Consider the following 17,550-nt stretch of genomic DNA (forward strand, 5'->3'; position numbering starts at 1 on the left):
AGAAGTATAATAAGAAATAAAATTATACAAGTTAATTTTAATCCTGTGTTCGCATGTTGTCAAGGAAACATGGAAAGTACTAGCAGATTGCCCTCTATAAAAAGGGATTGAGACAAAATCTGATTTTCACTTTCTAAGTACGAACAATTTAGAAGTCCGAGCGATGGAGGAATCAATCCGGCAGAATACTGCGCTTATCATGAAAAATGCTTTTGAATGAATACTTCTAATTTAAATAAACCGAACTTCAAGGTGAAATCTAATCTGATTTGCCCTGAAGTTCGGTTTTTAATAAGCTACATTACTTTTGTTCTATGCTCTTTTCTACATATCCAGTGTTTCTTGTTCTTCTGCCTGTGATTCTTCCGGAAGCTTCTTATCTGCATCCAGATTATAATGCTCACGTACAGACATCTGAATTGTAGTGGATAGTTCCGGGTTTTCTTTCAGGAATTGCTTCGCATTTTCACGGCCTTGACCGAGACGTTCCTCATTATAGGAATACCAAGCTCCGCTTTTCTGAACGATATCCAAGTCGCTCGCGATATCGATGAGTTCCCCTTCCCTAGAGATCCCTTCTCCGTACATGATATCAACTTCCGCTTGTTTGAAAGGCGGCGCCACTTTGTTTTTCACCACTTTGATTCTCGTTTTGTTACCGACCATGTCATTTCCTTGCTTCAATGTTTCGGCACGGCGTACTTCCAAACGGACAGAGGAATAGAATTTCAACGCGCGTCCGCCTGGTGTCGTTTCCGGGTTACCGAACATGACACCGACTTTTTCACGAATCTGGTTGATGAAGATGGCAGTCGTCTTGGACTTGTTGATTGCACCGGATAGTTTACGAAGTGCCTGGGACATCAAACGTGCCTGTAAACCGACGTGGGAATCACCCATCTCCCCTTCAATCTCTGCTTTTGGTACAAGGGCGGCAACAGAGTCGACAACCACGATATCAACTGCTCCGCTGCGCACCAGCGCCTCGGCGATTTCCAATGCTTGTTCCCCCGTATCCGGCTGGGAAAGCAAAAGTTCATCAATGTTGACACCCAGCTTCTCTGCATAAACGGGATCCAATGCGTGTTCTGCATCGATGAAGGCCGCTTGTCCGCCGTTGCGCTGCGCTTCTGCAATCGCGTGCAGGGCAACAGTTGTCTTACCTGATGATTCCGGACCATAAATCTCGATGACACGGCCTTTCGGATATCCGCCGACACCAAGTGCGATATCAAGGGCAAGGGAGCCGCTGGATACGGTAGAGACCTTCTGTTCCGCTCTTTCGCCGAGTTTCATGATCGAACCTTTACCGAATTGCTTCTCTATCTGTCTCAAAGCCATATCAAGGGCTTGTTTACGTTCACTCAAATGTGTTTCCTCCTTTGGATTATCTATATCTATTTTAACTTGTTTTTTGAGATATAACAAGCAAAAAGCGAATAAATGTTCCCTTTTTTTATTTCTACAGAACATGTCCAAAATGACAGTTCCCCAGGCAAAAAGAACATTTATCCGCTTTTAACGATGCTTAAAATATCATTTCAAGTAATGGAAGAGCAAATCAAAGCCCTTCTTCACCGCCTGCGCCCGCACGCCTTGACGCGAACTCCGAATCGACAGCTCGGTTGTACGTGTTTGTTTGCCTTTTTCATGAAGACTGATGAAGACAGTTCCAGGCTCTTTCCCCTCCGAACCATCCGGACCGGCAACGCCAGTGAAACTGATACCGATATCGGCACCGGTCAGACGGACAGCATTCTCCGCCATCTCAATGGCGCATTGTTCACTGACAGTGCCCTGGTTCTGGATCGTTTCTTCCTTCACACCAAGTACTTTCTGTTTCACTTGGGGTGAATACGCAACGAAGCTGCCAAGAAATACTTCAGATGCTCCGCTCAAGGAAACGAGTGCGTCCGCGAACAATCCGCCGGTCAGGCTTTCGGCACCAGCCAATGTGAACTGCCGTTGCTTGAGCAATTCGAAAACTTGCTGCTGTACAGAGGTCTCGTCATACCCATAGAAGTATTGGCCGACGCGATCCATCACTTCTTTTTCCACGACATCTATCAATCGGTCTGCTTCTTCCTTTGTTTCTGCACGGGCTGTAAGCCGCACAGCAACCTCTCCTTCAGAGGCATACGTCGCAATCGTCGGATTTTGCTGTACTTGAATCAAATCAAGCAGGTCGGTTTCCAGCTGTGATTCCCCGATGCCGATGAAGTGAAGCAAGCGGGACTGTAAAACGGATTGAAGCTGAAATTTCTCACGTACGTAAGGCATGACATGATCAGACATGATCTGTTTCATTTCACGAGGCACACCCGGCATGAACGCCCAGACTGTTCCATCATGTTCGACAAGCATACCCGGCGCCATTCCGACTGTGTTTTCCAGCACTTTTGCTCCTTCAAACACTCGGGCTTGTTTATGGTTGTTCTCTGACATCGTGCGGCCCCGCTTGATGAAGAATTCTTTGATGCGGTCCATGGAACCTTTGTCTTCATGGATTTCCAGGCCAGACACAAGCTGAAAGGCTTCCCTGGTCAGGTCATCTTCCGTTGGCCCCAGCCCTCCGGTCACGAGGACCAAATCCGCATGCCGCTGCGCTTTTTCAAAGGACGTTCTGACTCTTCCAAGATTATCGCCCACTACGTGATGATAAAACACATTGATTCCGTGATCAGCCAGTTGTTTGGAAATCCATTGGGCGTTCGTATTATTGATTTGTCCGATGAGGATTTCGGTTCCTACAGCTATCACTTCTGCATTGATTTGCTTCATATTATTTCGACTCCTTCATGACACTCCAGTTTCTTACAAAGTAGTCGACTCCGGACACGATTGTCAGGATCAGTGCAAGATAAAGGCAAATCGTGGCGAATGGGAAACCAAGATAAGAAAACGGCCAATTATGCAGCAATAATGCACTGATGGCAACAATCTGGACGGCCGTTTTCTGCTTACCCATTTTACCTGCTGCCAAAACGAGACCTTCTCCCGCTGCAACCAGGCGCAATCCTGTAACAGCAAATTCACGACTGATGATGATGATCGTGATCCAAGCCGGCGCTAAATCTAATTGTACCAATAAAATGAGCGCAGCTGAAACAAGTAGCTTATCCGCGAGCGGATCCAGGAATTTACCAAGATTCGTCACGAGATTATGCTTGCGGGCATAATAGCCATCCACCCAGTCAGTACAAGATGCGATGATGAAGAGAATCGCCCCCGCCAGATGATTGACCGGCAGGGAGTTCTCGCCGATATCGATTGTCCCCCAGTCGAATGGGACTGCCAGCAGGATGATGAAGATCGGAATCAGAAAAATTCGGGATAATGTAATTCTATTAGGTATATTCATGTCTGCCTCCTGTGTATGTATGGTCAAACAAAAGTTAAACCCTTTCCAGAGACGTAAAGGGTTTAACTCACACCATTATTTTTTGATATTGACCGTGATGGTCTGCACATCATTATCGATCGGGAAAGTCAGTTCCTGACCGTTGATTTCCAGTTTAGTCGCGCTGGCAAAACCCGTCTTGATGGACACTGTTTCCAAATCACTTACGTCCTGCTCCACAGGCTCGCTGCCGGCAGAAATCGTACCAGTGTATACATTTCCAGCATTATTGCCATCGCCTACTTGCAGCCAAGCATCGCCATCTTCAGCAGCAAGCGTCAATGTCACTTCATCACCAGCATCCTCCAGTGTATACGTTGTTACGGGATTGCTGGCGGTACCTTCTTCATCAACAGATAGCGAAGGTTCTGCCTGTTCTTCTTCCTCCTGTGATTGCTCTTCTTCAGCCGCATCATCAGTTTGTTCCTCGGAATCAGCAGACTGACCAGCATCAGGTTCCTGCTCTGTCGATTGATCAGTTTCAGGTGATGTCACCTGATCTTCATTCTGCTGGTTTTGGGCAGAATTGTTATCCGTATTGTCATCGGTACCTCTTGCATAGATGAAAATGACAACAACAATAGCCGCCAATACAAGCAATCCGATAATGATCGAAGACAAATAAGGAATGCCTTTGCGCTCCCGGCGGGGAGGTCTGTCATTTTCCTGGACACGACTGCGTTCCTGACGGGAAGACGCATCACGCTCATCTTGTACAGGAGCTGCAGCTGTTTCCTGCGGCTGCTGATTCTTAGGCTCGAGCACCTCATCCGGATCAAGCCCTACTGTTTGCGCATATTCTTTGATAAATGCACGTGTGTAGAATTCTCCAGGCATCACACTGTGATTATTCTCTTCAATCGCTTTCAAATAACGCTTTTGAATTTTGGTGCGCTGTTGTACATCTTCCAAAGTCATTCCCTTGGATTCTCTTGCCTCCCGGAGCTTTGCACCAATGTCCATTAATACCACCATCCATCTTTAAAAATTGCTTAAATCTGTCTGAATTCGGGTTCATATATGATCTGTTCCTCATCATGATTCCGAAGTTCAATAATATAATCGAAATCATCCAATGTAAACTCCGTATCCCGGACGAATATATCCGGATGCTCGATTACCTTTGCTACAGGGAGCCGCATCACTTCGCGTACAAGCTCCCAATGACGCTCACTCGAACGGCTGGTCGAAACGATGCCATCGATGATGAAGAGGTTGTCCTCATTGTATTCATCCTGCAGCAGCTGGTTCCTTGCAGTTTGCTTTAAAAGGGTGCTGGAGACGAATAGCCAGCGTTTATTGGCACTGACACTGGCAGCGACGATCGATTCTGTTTTCCCGACACGAGGCATCCCACGTATTCCTATTACCTTGGAACCTTCCTGTTTAAACAATTCTGCCATGAAATCGACAAGTAGGCCGATTTCACTACGGACAAATCGGAATGTCTTCTTATCGTCCACATCCCGGTGTATATATCTGCCGTGCCGCACAGCAAGCCGGTCGCGAAGCTTCGGTTCCCTGGACTTTGTGATATGTACATGTTCCATCGTCCGCAAAATGGAATGGAGACGGATGATCTGCAGCTCTTTTTCAGCTGAAAGCAGCATCCCGCGCCGTTGGTTCTCCACCCCATTTATCGTCTTGATGTTGATGGATAACATACCGAGCAGGGAAGAGATGTCCCCAAGTAAACCTGGCCGGTCATGCTGGATCTCATATTCCAAATACCATTCCAACGTTTCCATAGAAAAGCCCCTTTACAGGAAAATAGCGTCTGATAACGAAACCTATTCTTACTATAAAGGAAAATAGTAGATTAGAAAAGCCATAACAGGCTGTAGAATAACTATAAAGAAAACCTGCTTCTGTTTAGAAGCAGGTTTCAATGAAGTTGGCTTACCTATTAGCGAGTATGGCCATTGTCTTGGACAAGCTTAACCATTATGTTGGCGATAGCTTGCTTCTCATCCTTGGACGCGACAGTCCATAGATCACGAAGGATTTTTTCTTCCGTGTTCTTTGCATCCACTTTCGTCGCCAGATAATCACCGATCTCATATGCAATTCCAGAGACAGTATTATTCTCCATCCCTTTGTCTTGCGCCTGATGCAGGCGATCACCCAGGAAATCTTTCCAAGAATCAAAATTATCAAGAACTGACATGGTATCTTCCTCCTTCATTAGCTTGCAGTTTAGCTTTTGACAGAAGGAGGTTCCTTATACACAAAAATATAACTTAATTTTACCAGCCGCCATTGACTCCCAGTACATGTCCATTCACATAAGAAGCATTATCACTTAGCAGGTAACGGACAGCATCGGCCACCTCGCTTGCCTTCCCAAACCGGTCCATCGGTATATCATCTGTAATTTGGTTCCTCTCTTTATGGGAAAGCTGGCTGTTCATGTCGGTATCGATGGCGCCGGGACTCACAGCATTGACGCGTACGCCGCTTGTTCCAACTTCCTTGGCCAATCCTTTGACGAAACCGATTTGAGCGGCTTTGACACTGGAATAAGCAACTTCGAAGCTCGCGCCCCTTTCTCCCCAAATGGAAGAAATGATGACAATCGCTCCATCCCGACGGGAGAGCATCGATGGCAGGACGTGCTGACTGATGCGCCAGGGAGCTTTTACATGTACGCTGAGCAAATCGTCCATCTCTTGATCCGTCATATCCTGGAACATGCCGTAATGTGCCATACCGCCAGCGTAGACCAAATGATCGATCGGGAAAGACAAAAAATCTATCAGCTTCGACAGGCCTTGCACTGTTGTCAAATCCGCCTGGATCGTCCCGAGCACACTCTCTGGTATCTCGCGGCATAGCGCCTGCATCGCCTGTTCATTCTGGTTGTAATGAAGCAATAGCTGATGACCTTCACTGGCAAGCTGACGGGCGCAAGCAGAGCCGATAGCCCCGCTTGCGCCCGTGATGAAAATGACTTTGCTCATGGTCATGCCTCCTGCGGCAGGATCTGGCAGACGGACAGTCGATCTTCGCTGAACCATTCTTTCAGAAAATCATTCGCATCTTCCGCCGTCAATTTCTCGATCGCTGGTACGATTTCGAATAAATCAACCCCGGCAAGATGGTATTGAATGAATCGATTGGAGACGAATTCCAAGCTGTTCATCGCTCTCAGTATCTGACCGATCGTTTTTTTCTTCATTCGTTCCATTTCTGCTTCCGTTACAGTATGATCTTTCATCCGATGCAGCATTCCTTTGACAGTATCGGCGAATCGATCTGGCTCTTTCGTATTGCCCCCGATGATGGAGAAACCAAAGTTCTTCTCCAGACTGGTTTCAAAACTGAAACTGTCATCTATCAGGTCTTCTTTATATAATTCCTCATAATTGACCCCGCTCTTAGAGAAATAATAATCCAACATCATATCTGTCAGCAGCTCTTGTTTGAGATATGCTTCCGGCGATGCATAATCCGTTTTTTCTTTGATGCCGATCATGCACTTCGCCACACTTACCGGCATACGCACTATCTTTTTCTTTTCCGCTACGGTTTCTGGCTCTTTCGGGAAAAAGCGTTCTATCTCGGCAGGCGGAGCAAATGTCTTTCCGTCTTGGTTGGCCCGGATGAGGTCCATCATCTTCTCTTGATCGATGTTGCCTGTAACGAATAACGTCATATTCGAAGGGTGGTAGAACGTGTTATAGCAAGTATAAAGATCTTCCTTCGTGATTTCTTGAATCGATTCCACTGTCCCAGCGATATCGATTCTTACAGGGTGCGACTGGAACAGGCTTTGGATAGTACCAAAGAAAGAGCGCCAGTCAGGCTGATCATCATACATACGGATTTCCTGGGCGATGATTCCTTTTTCCTTTTCCACCGATTTATCCGAGAAATAAGGATCTTGGACGAAGTCAAGCAATGTCCTCACATTCTCTTCGATATTGGAAGTTGCAGAAAACAAATAAGCCGTCTGCGTGAAGGATGTGAATGCATTTGCTGATGCACCTTGCTTCGTGAAATCCTGGAACACATCCCGATCTTCCTTTTCGAAAAGCTTATGTTCCAGAAAATGCGCAATCCCTTCCGGTACAGTGATTTTTTCCTTTCCGTCCAGCGGAACAAAAGTCTGATCGATCGACCCGTAATTAGTGGAAAATATCGCATACGTTTTTGCCATTTCCGATTTCGGCTGCAAGAATACCTTCAGGCCGTTCGGCAGCGTTTCTGCGTATATTGATTCTTGAAGTTGTTCATAGTGCTTCTTATGCATCCTTTTCGGCCTCCTTATTCGTCAGCAGGTATACGGTATCCAGCTGGACTTTTTCTGCCACTTGCAGGACGCCTTCTTTTGTAACCTGTCTGATTGCTTCCAGCATTTTCTCGATAGGTATGTTTTTGTGACCCACAACTTGCTGGTACAGTGTTTCGATATGCCCTGCCGGGTTGTCGATCGTCTCCAGGATTTGGCTGACGATGAGATCCTTCACTTCCCCGACTTCATTAGCCTCGAAATCCCCTGCTTGCATGGCGGCAAGCTGTGCATCGATGATTTCTTTCGCTTTATGGTAGTCTTTCGGATCGATTCCCGAAAAGACGAATAATAGGCCTTTATGGCTTTCAAATCGTGAAGCTGCATAATAGGCCAGGCTGTGTTTTTCCCTGACATTCCGGAACAGTTTTGAACTCGGGAAGCCGCCGAATAGTCCATTGAATACCTGGAGCGCTGCGTAATCAGAGTCATCATATCGAATATTCGTACGATATCCTAAATGAAGTTTCGCTTGCTGAACATCCTGTGTCTCCACTATTTCCTTGACATCTTCAGCCAATGGATGAACAGCGGCTGCTTTTTCTTCCATTGGCGTAACGTCCCGTTCCAGGAATGGTCGGACTGCCTTTTCAGCAAGCTCTTTTTCCACATCGCCTAAAATGTAAATATCCATCTTATCCTGCTTCAGCAGCTGCTTATAATAGGCGAACAGCTTTTGACCGTCCATTGCTTCCAAGTCTTCTTCATATCCGTGTACATGCAGGCTGTATGATTCGCCTTTGCACATCTCATCGATAAGCCGCATATTTGCATAGCTCATCTTATCGTCTTTCAACGCTGTCATCTTTTGTCTCAAGGTTTGCATTTCACGTGTTACGATCGATTGTGTAAAGGCGCCATCCTCCACTTTGGGCTCGAATAAAATTTCGCGCAGTAAATCAACTGCTTTTTCGAATAATGGAGCCCGATCGCTCAGATAATTCTCATTCGCTACGTCCAGACGGAGCGTAATGATATGCTTTTCGCCTTTCTTCGTTCCTGATATGGACAAAATGGCACCATATAAATCATCGAGTTTGATACGTAATGCGCGTGCATCCGGAAGATTGGCAGTACCCTGCTGCAGCACATACGGAAGCAAAGCCCTTGCCGTTATCGTCTTTCGCTCAAGTGGTGCCTGGAGCTTCACAGCAATGCTGATTGTCTTGTATTTCTTTGTTGGTATAATATGCAGCGTAGCACCTTTACCTGTGATGATTTGTTCATCTGCGATTTTCATAAGGAACCTCCCTGACTTCTGTTATGTATAGCTTCTCTAGTTTTGCTTATATATATCCGACAATCCTCGCTATGATTACCATATTAATGAAAAATCGACTAGAAGTAAAAGAATCAGATTGCACAAAAAGGCCCGACACTATGTTACGCGTCGGGTCTTTCGTCTTATCGGCTTCCTTTCACGTATGGAACGCCGCTTGCCTTCGGTGCAACGGAACGGCCGATGAATCCCGCCAAAGCAAGGATGGTCAGTACATAAGGTGCAATCAGCAAGTATACTTGCGGTACATTTTCAAGCAATGGAATGGATGATCCGACGACGCTCAATGATTGGGCAAAACCGAAGAACAAAGCTGCCCCCATTGCACCAAGCGGATTCCACTTGCCGAAAATGACCGCCGCAATTGCCATGAATCCCTGACCAGCAATTGTGGAGACAGAGAAGTTCAAGGAGATTGTCATGGCGAATACGGCACCGCCGAGGCCGGCAAGAGCCCCAGAGATGATAACGCCGATATACCTTGTCGTATATACTTTGATACCATTCGTATCGGCAGCCATCGGGTGTTCCCCGACTGCACGAATGCGCAATCCGAAAGGCGTCTTATAAAGTACATACCAGGCAACAAACGATAGGACGATTGCAATGTATGACGTGATGTACATATTATTGAAGAACATTTTACCGATAACCGGAATATCTACCAAGAATGGCACATCTGTCGAATAAATCGGCTGCGAGATGAAATCTGTTTGACCTTTTCCAAAGATTTGCTTGATCATGAACACACCAAATCCAAGCGCCAGCATGTTGATTGCTACCCCTGTCACCGTCTGGTCGGCACGGAAAGTGATCGTAGCGACAGCGTGAATCAACGAGAAAAGCATACCTGCGATGATGGCTACCAGCAAGGAATACCATGGCGTTGCATCACCTAAAACATCAGCATAAAGCAGGTTGAACGTCACCGATGAAAAAGCCCCGATGACCATGAGACCCTCAAGACCGATATTGATGACACCTGAACGCTCACTATATACACCGCCTAATGCGGTGAAAATAAGAGGAGCGGCAAAGAACAGCATTTGCGGAATAATGGAATATAGGATATCCAGCATTTTATTTTTTCTCCCCTTTTTTCAATTGCAACAGCGCCCAGCGAATAATGAAACCCGAAGCAACAAATAGAATGATCAATGCAATGACGATTTCGATGATTTCATTCGGCACACCAGCTGAGGACATATTGAGCGATCCCACTTTCAGGAACCCAAACAAGCTGGCTGACAGCACAACACCGAACGGATTGTTTCCACCTAGAAGTGCTACAGCGATACCATCAAAACCAAGGTTGGAGAATGCTGTATTCGTGAAGGCATTACCAAAGCTGCCAAGCCCTTGCATTGCACCCGCAAGCCCAGCGAAAAGCCCTGAAATCAGCATGGAAACGACAATGTTTCTTCCTACTTTCATCCCCGCATAATTGGACGCATGCTGGTTATACCCTACAGCTTTAAGTTCATAACCCAGCTTTGTGCGCTCCAGGATGATCCACATGACAAGCACCATCAATAAAGCTACGATGAAGCCAAGGTGCAGTCGCGATCCCGTTAAACCAATCAGAAAATCATTGGTAAGTGAAGCGCTCTGTTTGACTGGCTCCGTCGTTTCCTGATTGTCTGTCAGCACGAAACGGATCAGATAATTCGTTACATGAAGTGCAATATAGTTCATCATGATGCTGACGATAACTTCATGGACTCCAAGTTTTGCCTTCAGGATTCCCGGGACAAACGCCCAAAGTGCTCCTGCTGCTGCTGCTGCAAGAAGGGCGAGCGGCAGATGGATAAAAGCAGGTGCATCCACTGCGGTACCTACCCAGACAGCTGCAACCCAGCCGACTAGTACCTGTCCTTCTGCACCGATATTGAACAATCCGGTACGAAAAGCAAAAGCGATTGCCAAACCAGTCAGGATATAAGGCGTGATACGGTTGACTGTTTCGGACATGAAGAATGGGCTGTCGAAGACTCCATTCCATAATGCCTGATAACCGAGAATCGGATTATAACCGAAAATAAGCATGATGATTGCGCCGGCAGCCAAACCAAGCAAGACCGAAATGATTGGTATGATGAAATTAAACTTTGTGCTGGAAAACATTAGTTTTGCGCCCCTTCTTTCTCAATCTTCGAACCTGCCATCAATAATCCAAGCTCTTGTTCATTCGTTTCTTTCGGATTTACTGTTGCAATGATTTTCCCATCGAACATGACAGCAATACGATCACTCACATTCAAAATCTCATCTAATTCGAAGGAGACAAGCAGGACAGCTTTTCCTTGATCACGCTGTTCGATCAACCGCTTATGAATGAATTCGATTGCACCTACATCAAGTCCCCGTGTGGGCTGAGCTGCAATCAATAAATCCGGATTGCGATCAATCTCACGACCGATGATCGCCTTTTGCTGATTCCCGCCGGATAAAGCGCGAGCTTTCGTCAGGTGACTTGGTGTGCGCACATCATACTCTTCGATCAATGCTTTCGCTTTGTCATAAATCCGTTTGAAAGAAAGAATACCGCCTTTTGCGTAAGGCTTTTGGTAATACGTCTGCAGGACGATGTTTTCCCCGACGGAGAAATCAAGCACCAAACCCAGCTTGTGACGATCCTGCGGTATATGACCCACGCCGCTTTCCGTTATGGCGCGGACAGGCATACTGGTTATATCCTGGTTTTTCAGCATCACTTTTCCAGCCGATTTCTTTCGAAGTCCGGTAATTGCCTCAATTAATTCTGTTTGCCCATTTCCATCTACTCCGGCAATTCCGACAATTTCACCTGCACGGATATCCAGATTCAGATCTTTTACCATGTCAACATGACGGGAATCCTGAACAGTCAGGCCTTCGATGGCAAGAATCGTTTCTTTAGGCGCAGCAGGTTGTTTTTCCGTGGAAAAGCGAATCTCACGGCCTACCATCAAGGAAGCCAGCTCATTTGGGTTTGTTTCAGATATTTCAACAGTGCCGATACCCTGCCCTTTCCGGATGACAGTACAGCGGTCACAAACTTCCATGATTTCTTTTAATTTATGGGTGATCAAAATGATGGATTTACCTTCTTTGATCAATGTCTGCAAAATGACGATCAATTCCTTGATTTCCTGAGGCGTTAATACAGCCGTCGGTTCATCCAGGATGACGACATTCGCTCCGCGGTACAAAGTTTTCAGAATTTCCACCCGCTGCTGCATGCCTACGGATATATCACTGATTTTCGCAGTGGCATCCACTTGCAAGCCGTAGCGGTCAGATAGTTCCTGGACTTCCCGGACCGCTTTTTTCATATCGATCTTCAGCCCTTTTTTCGGCTCGCTGCCAAGAACGATATTTTGGGCGACCGTGAACGTATCAATCAGCATGAAGTGCTGGTGCACCATCCCGATACCCAGTTTATTGGCAACATTCGGGTCATTGATTTCCACTTTCTTACCGTCGACGCGGATTTCTCCCTTGTCGGGCTGATAAAGGCCGAATAAGACGTTCATCAAGGTGGATTTACCGGCGCCATTTTCTCCCAGCAGCGCATGGATTTCTCCTTTTTTCACTTGAAGCGTGATGTTGTCATTGGCGACAATTCCGGGAAATTCTTTGCGAATGTTCAGCATTTCAATTACATAATTCTCCATATTTTACACTCCTTATCGGAATTACGAACTTTCTTTGATTTCGTTCAAAAAAAAATCGTCAATTGAAGCGGGGAATTGTCTGGTTAATAGACGCTTCAGTTGATGATTTTTATAAAAGGCTAGAGTGCGTACTCTAGCCTTTCTGTTTTCTTATAGAGAATCTACATATGCTTTCAGTTCGTCAGCCGTACCCGGAGCAGTTACATCACCATCGATGATCTTTTGCTTCCATTCATCTACAGCTGATTTGATATCGTCTGTGTATGCTTCTGTGTTTGTTTCTGCAATACCGATTCCATCATCTTTCAAACCGAATGATACGATTTCTCCACCAGGGAATTCGCCGTCTTTGGAGTCCTGAGCTACTCTAGCCACGGCAACATCAACAGCTTTCAGCATGCTTGTCAATGTCACGTTGTTGTCTCCGATTTGGCCTTCATCATACTGGTCACGGTCAACACCGATTACCCAGTAGTTTCCTTCTGGATTATTGTTTTTCAAATCTTTCGCTTGGGCGAAAACACCATTACCTGTACCGCCGGCAGAATGATAGATAACATCCACGCCGGAGTTGTACATGTTGGATGCAATCAATTTACCCTTATCAGGTGCACCGAAAGATCCAGCGTACTGTACATCCACTTCGATATCTTTATTGACTGATTTCGCACCAGCTACGTATCCTGCTTCAAACTTCTTGATCAATTCACTTTCTTCTCCACCAACGAAGCCGATTTTACCGGAGTCGGACTTGGTCGCAGCAGCTACACCTGCAAGGAAAGAGCCTTGCTGCTCTTCGAACACGATGCTTGCTACATTATCTTTTTCTACGACGGAGTCAATAATGGCAAAATGCGTTTCTTTGTTCTGATCAGCAACCTTACCAATATCCTCTGCAAGTTTGAATCCGACTCCAAAAATCAGATCCGTGTTGGATTGCACAAGGCGATTCAGGTTTCCTGCATAATCAGATGCACTGTTTGATTGGAGGTAATCATAGCCTTCTTTCTCTTTTAGGTCATTGTCTTCACCGAACTTTGTTAGACCTTCCCAAGCGGATTGGTTGAATGATTTATCATCGATACCGCCAGTATCGGTAACCATTGCTGTTTTGAAGCTGTCACCGCTTCCGCCTTGCCCTGAGCTGCTGCCTGATCCGCATGCACTAAGCACGACGCCGACAACAAGGATCAAACCTAAAAGTACTGCATAACGACGCATTTTCAAGATAGAAACCCCCAAATATAGATTGATAGCTAAGTTGAAGCATGATACATAATTAGTAGATTATTAGGTCATAATTACTACATTTGCTTCACTCGAACATAATATAACATCTTTTTTACAGAAAATAAATACTTATTTTACAAAAAACACGAATATTTTCGAATTATTTGGGGTGATTCAACTAGCTTTTGGCGCTCCACTTGTCCATTGTGTCCTACGAAAGTTTGTCCTCTGCCGATTTCGATACTAGCACTTGCCGCGGCTTGCTTCCTTCATAAGGTCCTACGACACCGCGTTCTTCCATTGCATCTATCAAACGGGCTGCCCTTGTATAGCCGATGCGGAACCTGCGCTGCAGCATGGATACGCTGGCACTCTGCATATCCGTCACGAGGAAGACGGCGTCATGATATAATTCATCCTCGACTTCCGATTGTACATCCTGTTCTTCCTCGGGAATCATATCGGTCTGATATTGTGCTTTCTGCTGCTGGATACAATGATTGACAACTTTCTCCACTTCTTCATCCGAGAGAAAAGCGCCTTGGATTCGAGTCGGCTTGGAAGTGCCGACTGGAACGAACAGCATATCCCCGCGTCCGAGCAGCTTCTCGGCCCCCCCGCTGTCGAGGATCGTCCGGGAATCGATCTGGGAGCTTACGCTAAAGGCAATCCGGGATGGGATGTTTGCCTTGATGACCCCGGTAATGACATCGACAGAAGGACGCTGCGTGGCGATGATCAAATGGATCCCTGCAGCACGTGCCATCTGTGCCAGTCTGGTGATGGCATCCTCCACTTCACTGGAAGCAACCATCATCAAGTCGGCTAGCTCATCGACTAATACGACAATGAATGGCAGGAATGGCTGCTCTTCTTCACTTTGTTCATTTTGCTTTTTGATATAGGCATTGTAACCTTCGATATTTCTCGTACCGGAATCGGAGAACAGATCGTATCGTCGTTCCATTTCGGCCACAACTTTTTTCAAGGCTCTGGACGCTTTTTTCGGATCTGTCACAACAGGCGTCAGCAGATGCGGAATACCGTTATACACATTCAGCTCCACTTTTTTCGGATCGATCATCATCATCTTGACTTCATGTGGTTTTGCCTGCATGAGGATGCTTGTGATGATGCCGTTGATGCACACACTTTTACCGCTTCCGGTAGCACCTGCCACAAGCAGATGGGGCATTTTGTTCAATTCGGCCACGACTGACTCTCCGGAAATGTCACGGCCAAGCGCGAAGCTCAGCTTGGAACCAGCCTTCATCTGATTATTATCGAGCACCTCCCGCAAAGATACGCTTGCGACTTCCTTATTCGGCACCTCGATACCGACTGCTGATTTTCCTGGTATCGGTGCTTCGATTCGGATATCTTTGGCTGCCAGGGCAAGGGCCAGATCATCGTGGAGATTTACAATCTTGCTCACCTTCACCCCGGTATCCGGATAAACTTCATACTTCGTCACGGCTGGACCGACATGTACCTTGCTTACTTTAGCCTTGACGCCAAAGCTCTGGAATGTCTGCTCGAGCTTGCGTGCGACGGCCTGGATTTGGGAGCGTTCCTGTTTCTGGCTGTTTTTCTTCGGCTGTTTCAGCAATGAGATGCCAGGCAGCTGATAATCCCTGTTTTCCAGCTCAGAGGCAGGCAATGCCTCTTTCTCATCCGCTGGTTCTGCTTCCGTCTCTTTAGGCGGTGACTCTTGTTTTGGCTCGACGATTTCCGGTTCCGGATCTGCGTAAGCAATATTCGTGAAGTCCTGGATGATCGGCTCTTCGTGGATCGGCTCTTCGTGGACCGGTTCTGCTTCCGCTGCTTCTTCTTTCTCTGCCAACACTGGCTTACGTTTTGACTTTTCTCGCGGACGTTCTGTCTTTTTACGCTCCTTGTTCTCCGAAAGCTTGTCTTTCATTTTAGCCGAAGATGCACTTGCCCCTTTCTTCACCGCATCGACCATTTTTTGGACGACCACAGAAAGGGATGTATTGCTTAAAATCAGAATCCCGATGACCACAAGGAAGAAGGCGATGATCTTGGCTCCTGTCGCTGACAGCAGATAATAACTCAACGCGAAAAGGATAGCTCCTATCATCCCGCCTCCTAAAGCTGCTGGGTCGATCGTATCTTGTATATATGCTAAAAAGTAGTTCCAAGTCGTTTTGATTATGGAGGGCTGCTCGACTTGACTCAGCTTGTCCTCAAATGCTTGGATATGGGTAAACAGCAGGATACCAGCAGTGATAAGATACAGCCCGATCAGCTTCTTATGAAGCAGATTCGGTTTTTTGCATCGTGCCATCAAGTAGATGCCCACCCCACCCATAAATACGGCAAGCAGGAAATACCAGCTTCCGAAGAAGAAGCGGAATATATGCTCAAGTGCATTCGGTATGGCCCCATCACTGATGGCTCCCGCGCCGCTGCCGAACACTGCGAGAAATACCAATAACAGTCCGATTACTTCATAGCTCATCACTTGCTTGAACTTGGTTTGACGTTTTTTTGTTTTTCGTTTAGCCATTGTAGCTTAATCTCCTTGTTTTACATTGCTTATGTACTTCTTTAGATGTAAAGAAAACCCCTGCCAACGGCAAGGGTTTTCTATAGCTTGCATCAATTTGCCATCCCAATCAGTATAACACAGGAAGCAAAAAGACGAACATACGTATTCATTTATAAAGAGAATAACTTCCCCGGGGCACAGTTTTCATCCAGGAAATCGGCTGGGTCGGTCGATAATAACTGATGGACACGATACATGCCGTTACCCAGATGCTCAGCCTGAACCGTCCTCCCCCTGTATTGCATAACTTGATGCGAATCAAACTGCGTCGTCTCGGCGGGGAAGATATCCTCGGCTGCAAGCGGTGTATACAAAATCATTGCAATTCCCCGTTCTGGGCTGCTTTTCGCTGATCCATCAATTCATTCAGCTTCTTCATCGCATGTTCCACACCGCCGACTTCATGGATCAGCCCATAAGAAACTGCATCGGTCCCGACGACATTTGTACCAATGTCACGTGTCAGATTACCTTTGGCAAACATGAGCTCTTTGAATTTGTCCTCTGTAATCGAAGAATGGGAAGTGACGAAGCTGATGACTCGATCCTGCATCTTATCCAAGTATTCAAAGGTTTGCGGTACACCGATGACAAGTCCGGTCAGTCGGATCGGATGGATCGTCATCGTTGCAGTCGGTACGATGAAACTGTAATCCGTACTCACAGCGATTGGTGCCCCGATCGAATGCCCCCCTCCAAGGACGATGGAGACAGAAGGCTTGGAAAGTGAGGAAATCATCTCCGATATGGCAAGTCCTGCTTCTACATCTCCTCCGACTGTATTCATCAGTACTATCAATCCCTCTATCTTCGGATTCTGTTCGATTGCAATCAATTGAGGGATGACATGCTCATATTTCGTCGTTTTATTTTGCGGAGGCAGCTGCATATGCCCTTCTATCTGACCGATGATGGACAATACGTGGACATGGGAGTCAGGTGCCTGGGCAACCGATGTCTGTCCGAGCTGCTGAATTTTTTCGAGGATGGATTTCCCGCCGGATTCTTCGTTTTCATTCTCTTGGTTATCATTACGTTCCTTTGCCATTTTCCTAGCTCCTTTCCATACTTGTTTTTAGTATGGACAGCGAGCCGAGCGGCATACATATACAAAAAGCAGGA

General features: G+C 46.4%; 16 protein-coding genes. All 16 read right to left on the minus strand.

Features of this window, described 5'->3' with window-relative positions; translation table 11 throughout:
- Positions 1-324: 324 nt before the first annotated feature.
- The 16 genes from recA to BLQ53_RS06810 all read right to left on the minus strand — a co-directional run bounded on the left by recA (position 325) and on the right by BLQ53_RS06810 (position 17,476).
- Positions 325-1,368, minus strand: coding sequence for a recombinase RecA (recA, locus tag BLQ53_RS06735; RefSeq protein WP_093726529.1), 1,044 nt, complete (start codon positions 1,366-1,368; stop codon positions 325-327).
- 168 nt (positions 1,369-1,536) lie between these two features.
- Positions 1,537-2,781 (minus strand): competence/damage-inducible protein A, encoded by a 1,245-nt coding sequence (locus tag BLQ53_RS06740; protein ID WP_093726530.1) that lies wholly within the window; start codon positions 2,779-2,781, stop codon positions 1,537-1,539.
- Position 2,782: 1 nt separating this feature from the next.
- A complete protein-coding gene (pgsA, locus tag BLQ53_RS06745) occupies positions 2,783-3,361 on the minus strand; it encodes a CDP-diacylglycerol--glycerol-3-phosphate 3-phosphatidyltransferase (protein ID WP_093726531.1) in 579 nt (192 codons plus the stop codon).
- A gap of 75 nt (positions 3,362-3,436) precedes the next feature.
- Positions 3,437-4,363 (minus strand): RodZ domain-containing protein, encoded by a 927-nt coding sequence (locus tag BLQ53_RS06750; RefSeq protein WP_170829603.1) that lies wholly within the window; start codon positions 4,361-4,363, stop codon positions 3,437-3,439.
- Between the two features lie 29 nt (positions 4,364-4,392).
- Positions 4,393-5,148, minus strand: coding sequence for a DUF3388 domain-containing protein (locus tag BLQ53_RS06755; protein ID WP_093726533.1), 756 nt, complete (start codon positions 5,146-5,148; stop codon positions 4,393-4,395).
- Positions 5,149-5,306: 158 nt separating this feature from the next.
- Positions 5,307-5,567, minus strand: a complete 261-nt coding sequence (locus BLQ53_RS06760; protein WP_093726534.1) for a DUF3243 domain-containing protein — start codon at positions 5,565-5,567, stop codon at positions 5,307-5,309.
- A gap of 79 nt (positions 5,568-5,646) precedes the next feature.
- On the minus strand, positions 5,647-6,360 hold the full coding sequence (gene ymfI / locus BLQ53_RS06765) for an elongation factor P 5-aminopentanone reductase (protein ID WP_093726535.1): 714 nt from the start codon (positions 6,358-6,360) through the stop codon (positions 5,647-5,649).
- A 2-nt stretch (positions 6,361-6,362) separates the two neighbouring features.
- On the minus strand, positions 6,363-7,652 hold the full coding sequence (gene yfmH, locus BLQ53_RS06770; protein ID WP_093726536.1) for an EF-P 5-aminopentanol modification-associated protein YfmH: 1,290 nt from the start codon (positions 7,650-7,652) through the stop codon (positions 6,363-6,365).
- A complete protein-coding gene (gene yfmF / locus BLQ53_RS06775; protein WP_093726537.1) occupies positions 7,645-8,931 on the minus strand; it encodes an EF-P 5-aminopentanol modification-associated protein YfmF in 1,287 nt (428 codons plus the stop codon). The genes yfmH and yfmF overlap by 8 nt, the downstream gene beginning before the upstream one ends.
- A 164-nt stretch (positions 8,932-9,095) precedes the next feature.
- On the minus strand, positions 9,096-10,049 hold the full coding sequence (locus BLQ53_RS06780; protein ID WP_093726538.1) for an ABC transporter permease: 954 nt from the start codon (positions 10,047-10,049) through the stop codon (positions 9,096-9,098).
- A gap of 1 nt (position 10,050) precedes the next feature.
- A complete protein-coding gene (locus BLQ53_RS06785; RefSeq protein ID WP_093726539.1) occupies positions 10,051-11,094 on the minus strand; it encodes an ABC transporter permease in 1,044 nt (347 codons plus the stop codon).
- A complete protein-coding gene (locus BLQ53_RS06790; protein WP_093726540.1) occupies positions 11,094-12,626 on the minus strand; it encodes an ABC transporter ATP-binding protein in 1,533 nt (510 codons plus the stop codon). Before BLQ53_RS06790 ends, BLQ53_RS06785 begins: the two co-directional genes overlap by 1 nt.
- A 150-nt stretch (positions 12,627-12,776) precedes the next feature.
- Positions 12,777-13,847 (minus strand): BMP family lipoprotein, encoded by a 1,071-nt coding sequence (locus BLQ53_RS06795; protein WP_425288287.1) that lies wholly within the window; start codon positions 13,845-13,847, stop codon positions 12,777-12,779.
- Between the two features lie 220 nt (positions 13,848-14,067).
- Positions 14,068-16,386 carry an FtsK/SpoIIIE family DNA translocase gene (locus tag BLQ53_RS06800; RefSeq protein WP_093726542.1) on the minus strand — a complete coding sequence of 773 codons (2,319 nt, stop codon included), beginning with the start codon at positions 16,384-16,386 and terminating at the stop codon, positions 14,068-14,070.
- 152 nt (positions 16,387-16,538) lie between these two features.
- Positions 16,539-16,748, minus strand: a complete 210-nt coding sequence (locus tag BLQ53_RS06805; protein ID WP_093726543.1) for a YlzJ-like family protein — start codon at positions 16,746-16,748, stop codon at positions 16,539-16,541.
- A complete protein-coding gene (locus tag BLQ53_RS06810) occupies positions 16,745-17,476 on the minus strand; it encodes a ClpP family protease (protein ID WP_093726544.1) in 732 nt (243 codons plus the stop codon). The genes BLQ53_RS06805 and BLQ53_RS06810 overlap by 4 nt, the downstream gene beginning before the upstream one ends.
- Positions 17,477-17,550 lie beyond the last annotated feature (74 nt).

The organism is Terribacillus halophilus (assembly GCF_900101385.1).
Lineage (GTDB): Bacteria > Bacillota > Bacilli > Bacillales > Amphibacillaceae > Terribacillus > Terribacillus halophilus.

Bases quoted from the DNA above. Each gene is read 5' to 3' on its own strand.
- ymfI (WP_093726535.1), bottom strand. From the start codon at position 6,360: ATGAGCAAAGTCATTTTCATCACGGGCGCAAGCGGGGCTATCGGCTCT.
- BLQ53_RS06795 (WP_425288287.1), bottom strand. From the start codon at position 13,847: ATGCGTCGTTATGCAGTACTTTTAGGTTTGATCCTTGTTGTCGGCGTC.
- BLQ53_RS06800 (WP_093726542.1), bottom strand. From the start codon at position 16,386: ATGGCTAAACGAAAAACAAAAAAACGTCAAACCAAGTTCAAGCAAGTG.
- pgsA (WP_093726531.1), bottom strand. From the start codon at position 3,361: ATGAATATACCTAATAGAATTACATTATCCCGAATTTTTCTGATTCCG.
- BLQ53_RS06740 (WP_093726530.1), bottom strand. From the start codon at position 2,781: ATGAAGCAAATCAATGCAGAAGTGATAGCTGTAGGAACCGAAATCCTC.
- BLQ53_RS06760 (WP_093726534.1), bottom strand. From the start codon at position 5,567: ATGTCAGTTCTTGATAATTTTGATTCTTGGAAAGATTTCCTGGGTGAT.
- BLQ53_RS06805 (WP_093726543.1), bottom strand. From the start codon at position 16,748: ATGATTTTGTATACACCGCTTGCAGCCGAGGATATCTTCCCCGCCGAG.
- yfmF (WP_093726537.1), bottom strand. From the start codon at position 8,931: ATGAAAATCGCAGATGAACAAATCATCACAGGTAAAGGTGCTACGCTG.
- yfmH (WP_093726536.1), bottom strand. From the start codon at position 7,652: ATGCATAAGAAGCACTATGAACAACTTCAAGAATCAATATACGCAGAA.
- BLQ53_RS06755 (WP_093726533.1), bottom strand. From the start codon at position 5,148: ATGGAAACGTTGGAATGGTATTTGGAATATGAGATCCAGCATGACCGG.
- BLQ53_RS06810 (WP_093726544.1), bottom strand. From the start codon at position 17,476: ATGGCAAAGGAACGTAATGATAACCAAGAGAATGAAAACGAAGAATCC.
- BLQ53_RS06780 (WP_093726538.1), bottom strand. From the start codon at position 10,049: ATGCTGGATATCCTATATTCCATTATTCCGCAAATGCTGTTCTTTGCC.
- BLQ53_RS06790 (WP_093726540.1), bottom strand. From the start codon at position 12,626: ATGGAGAATTATGTAATTGAAATGCTGAACATTCGCAAAGAATTTCCC.
- BLQ53_RS06785 (WP_093726539.1), bottom strand. From the start codon at position 11,094: ATGTTTTCCAGCACAAAGTTTAATTTCATCATACCAATCATTTCGGTC.
- BLQ53_RS06750 (WP_170829603.1), bottom strand. From the start codon at position 4,363: ATGGACATTGGTGCAAAGCTCCGGGAGGCAAGAGAATCCAAGGGAATG.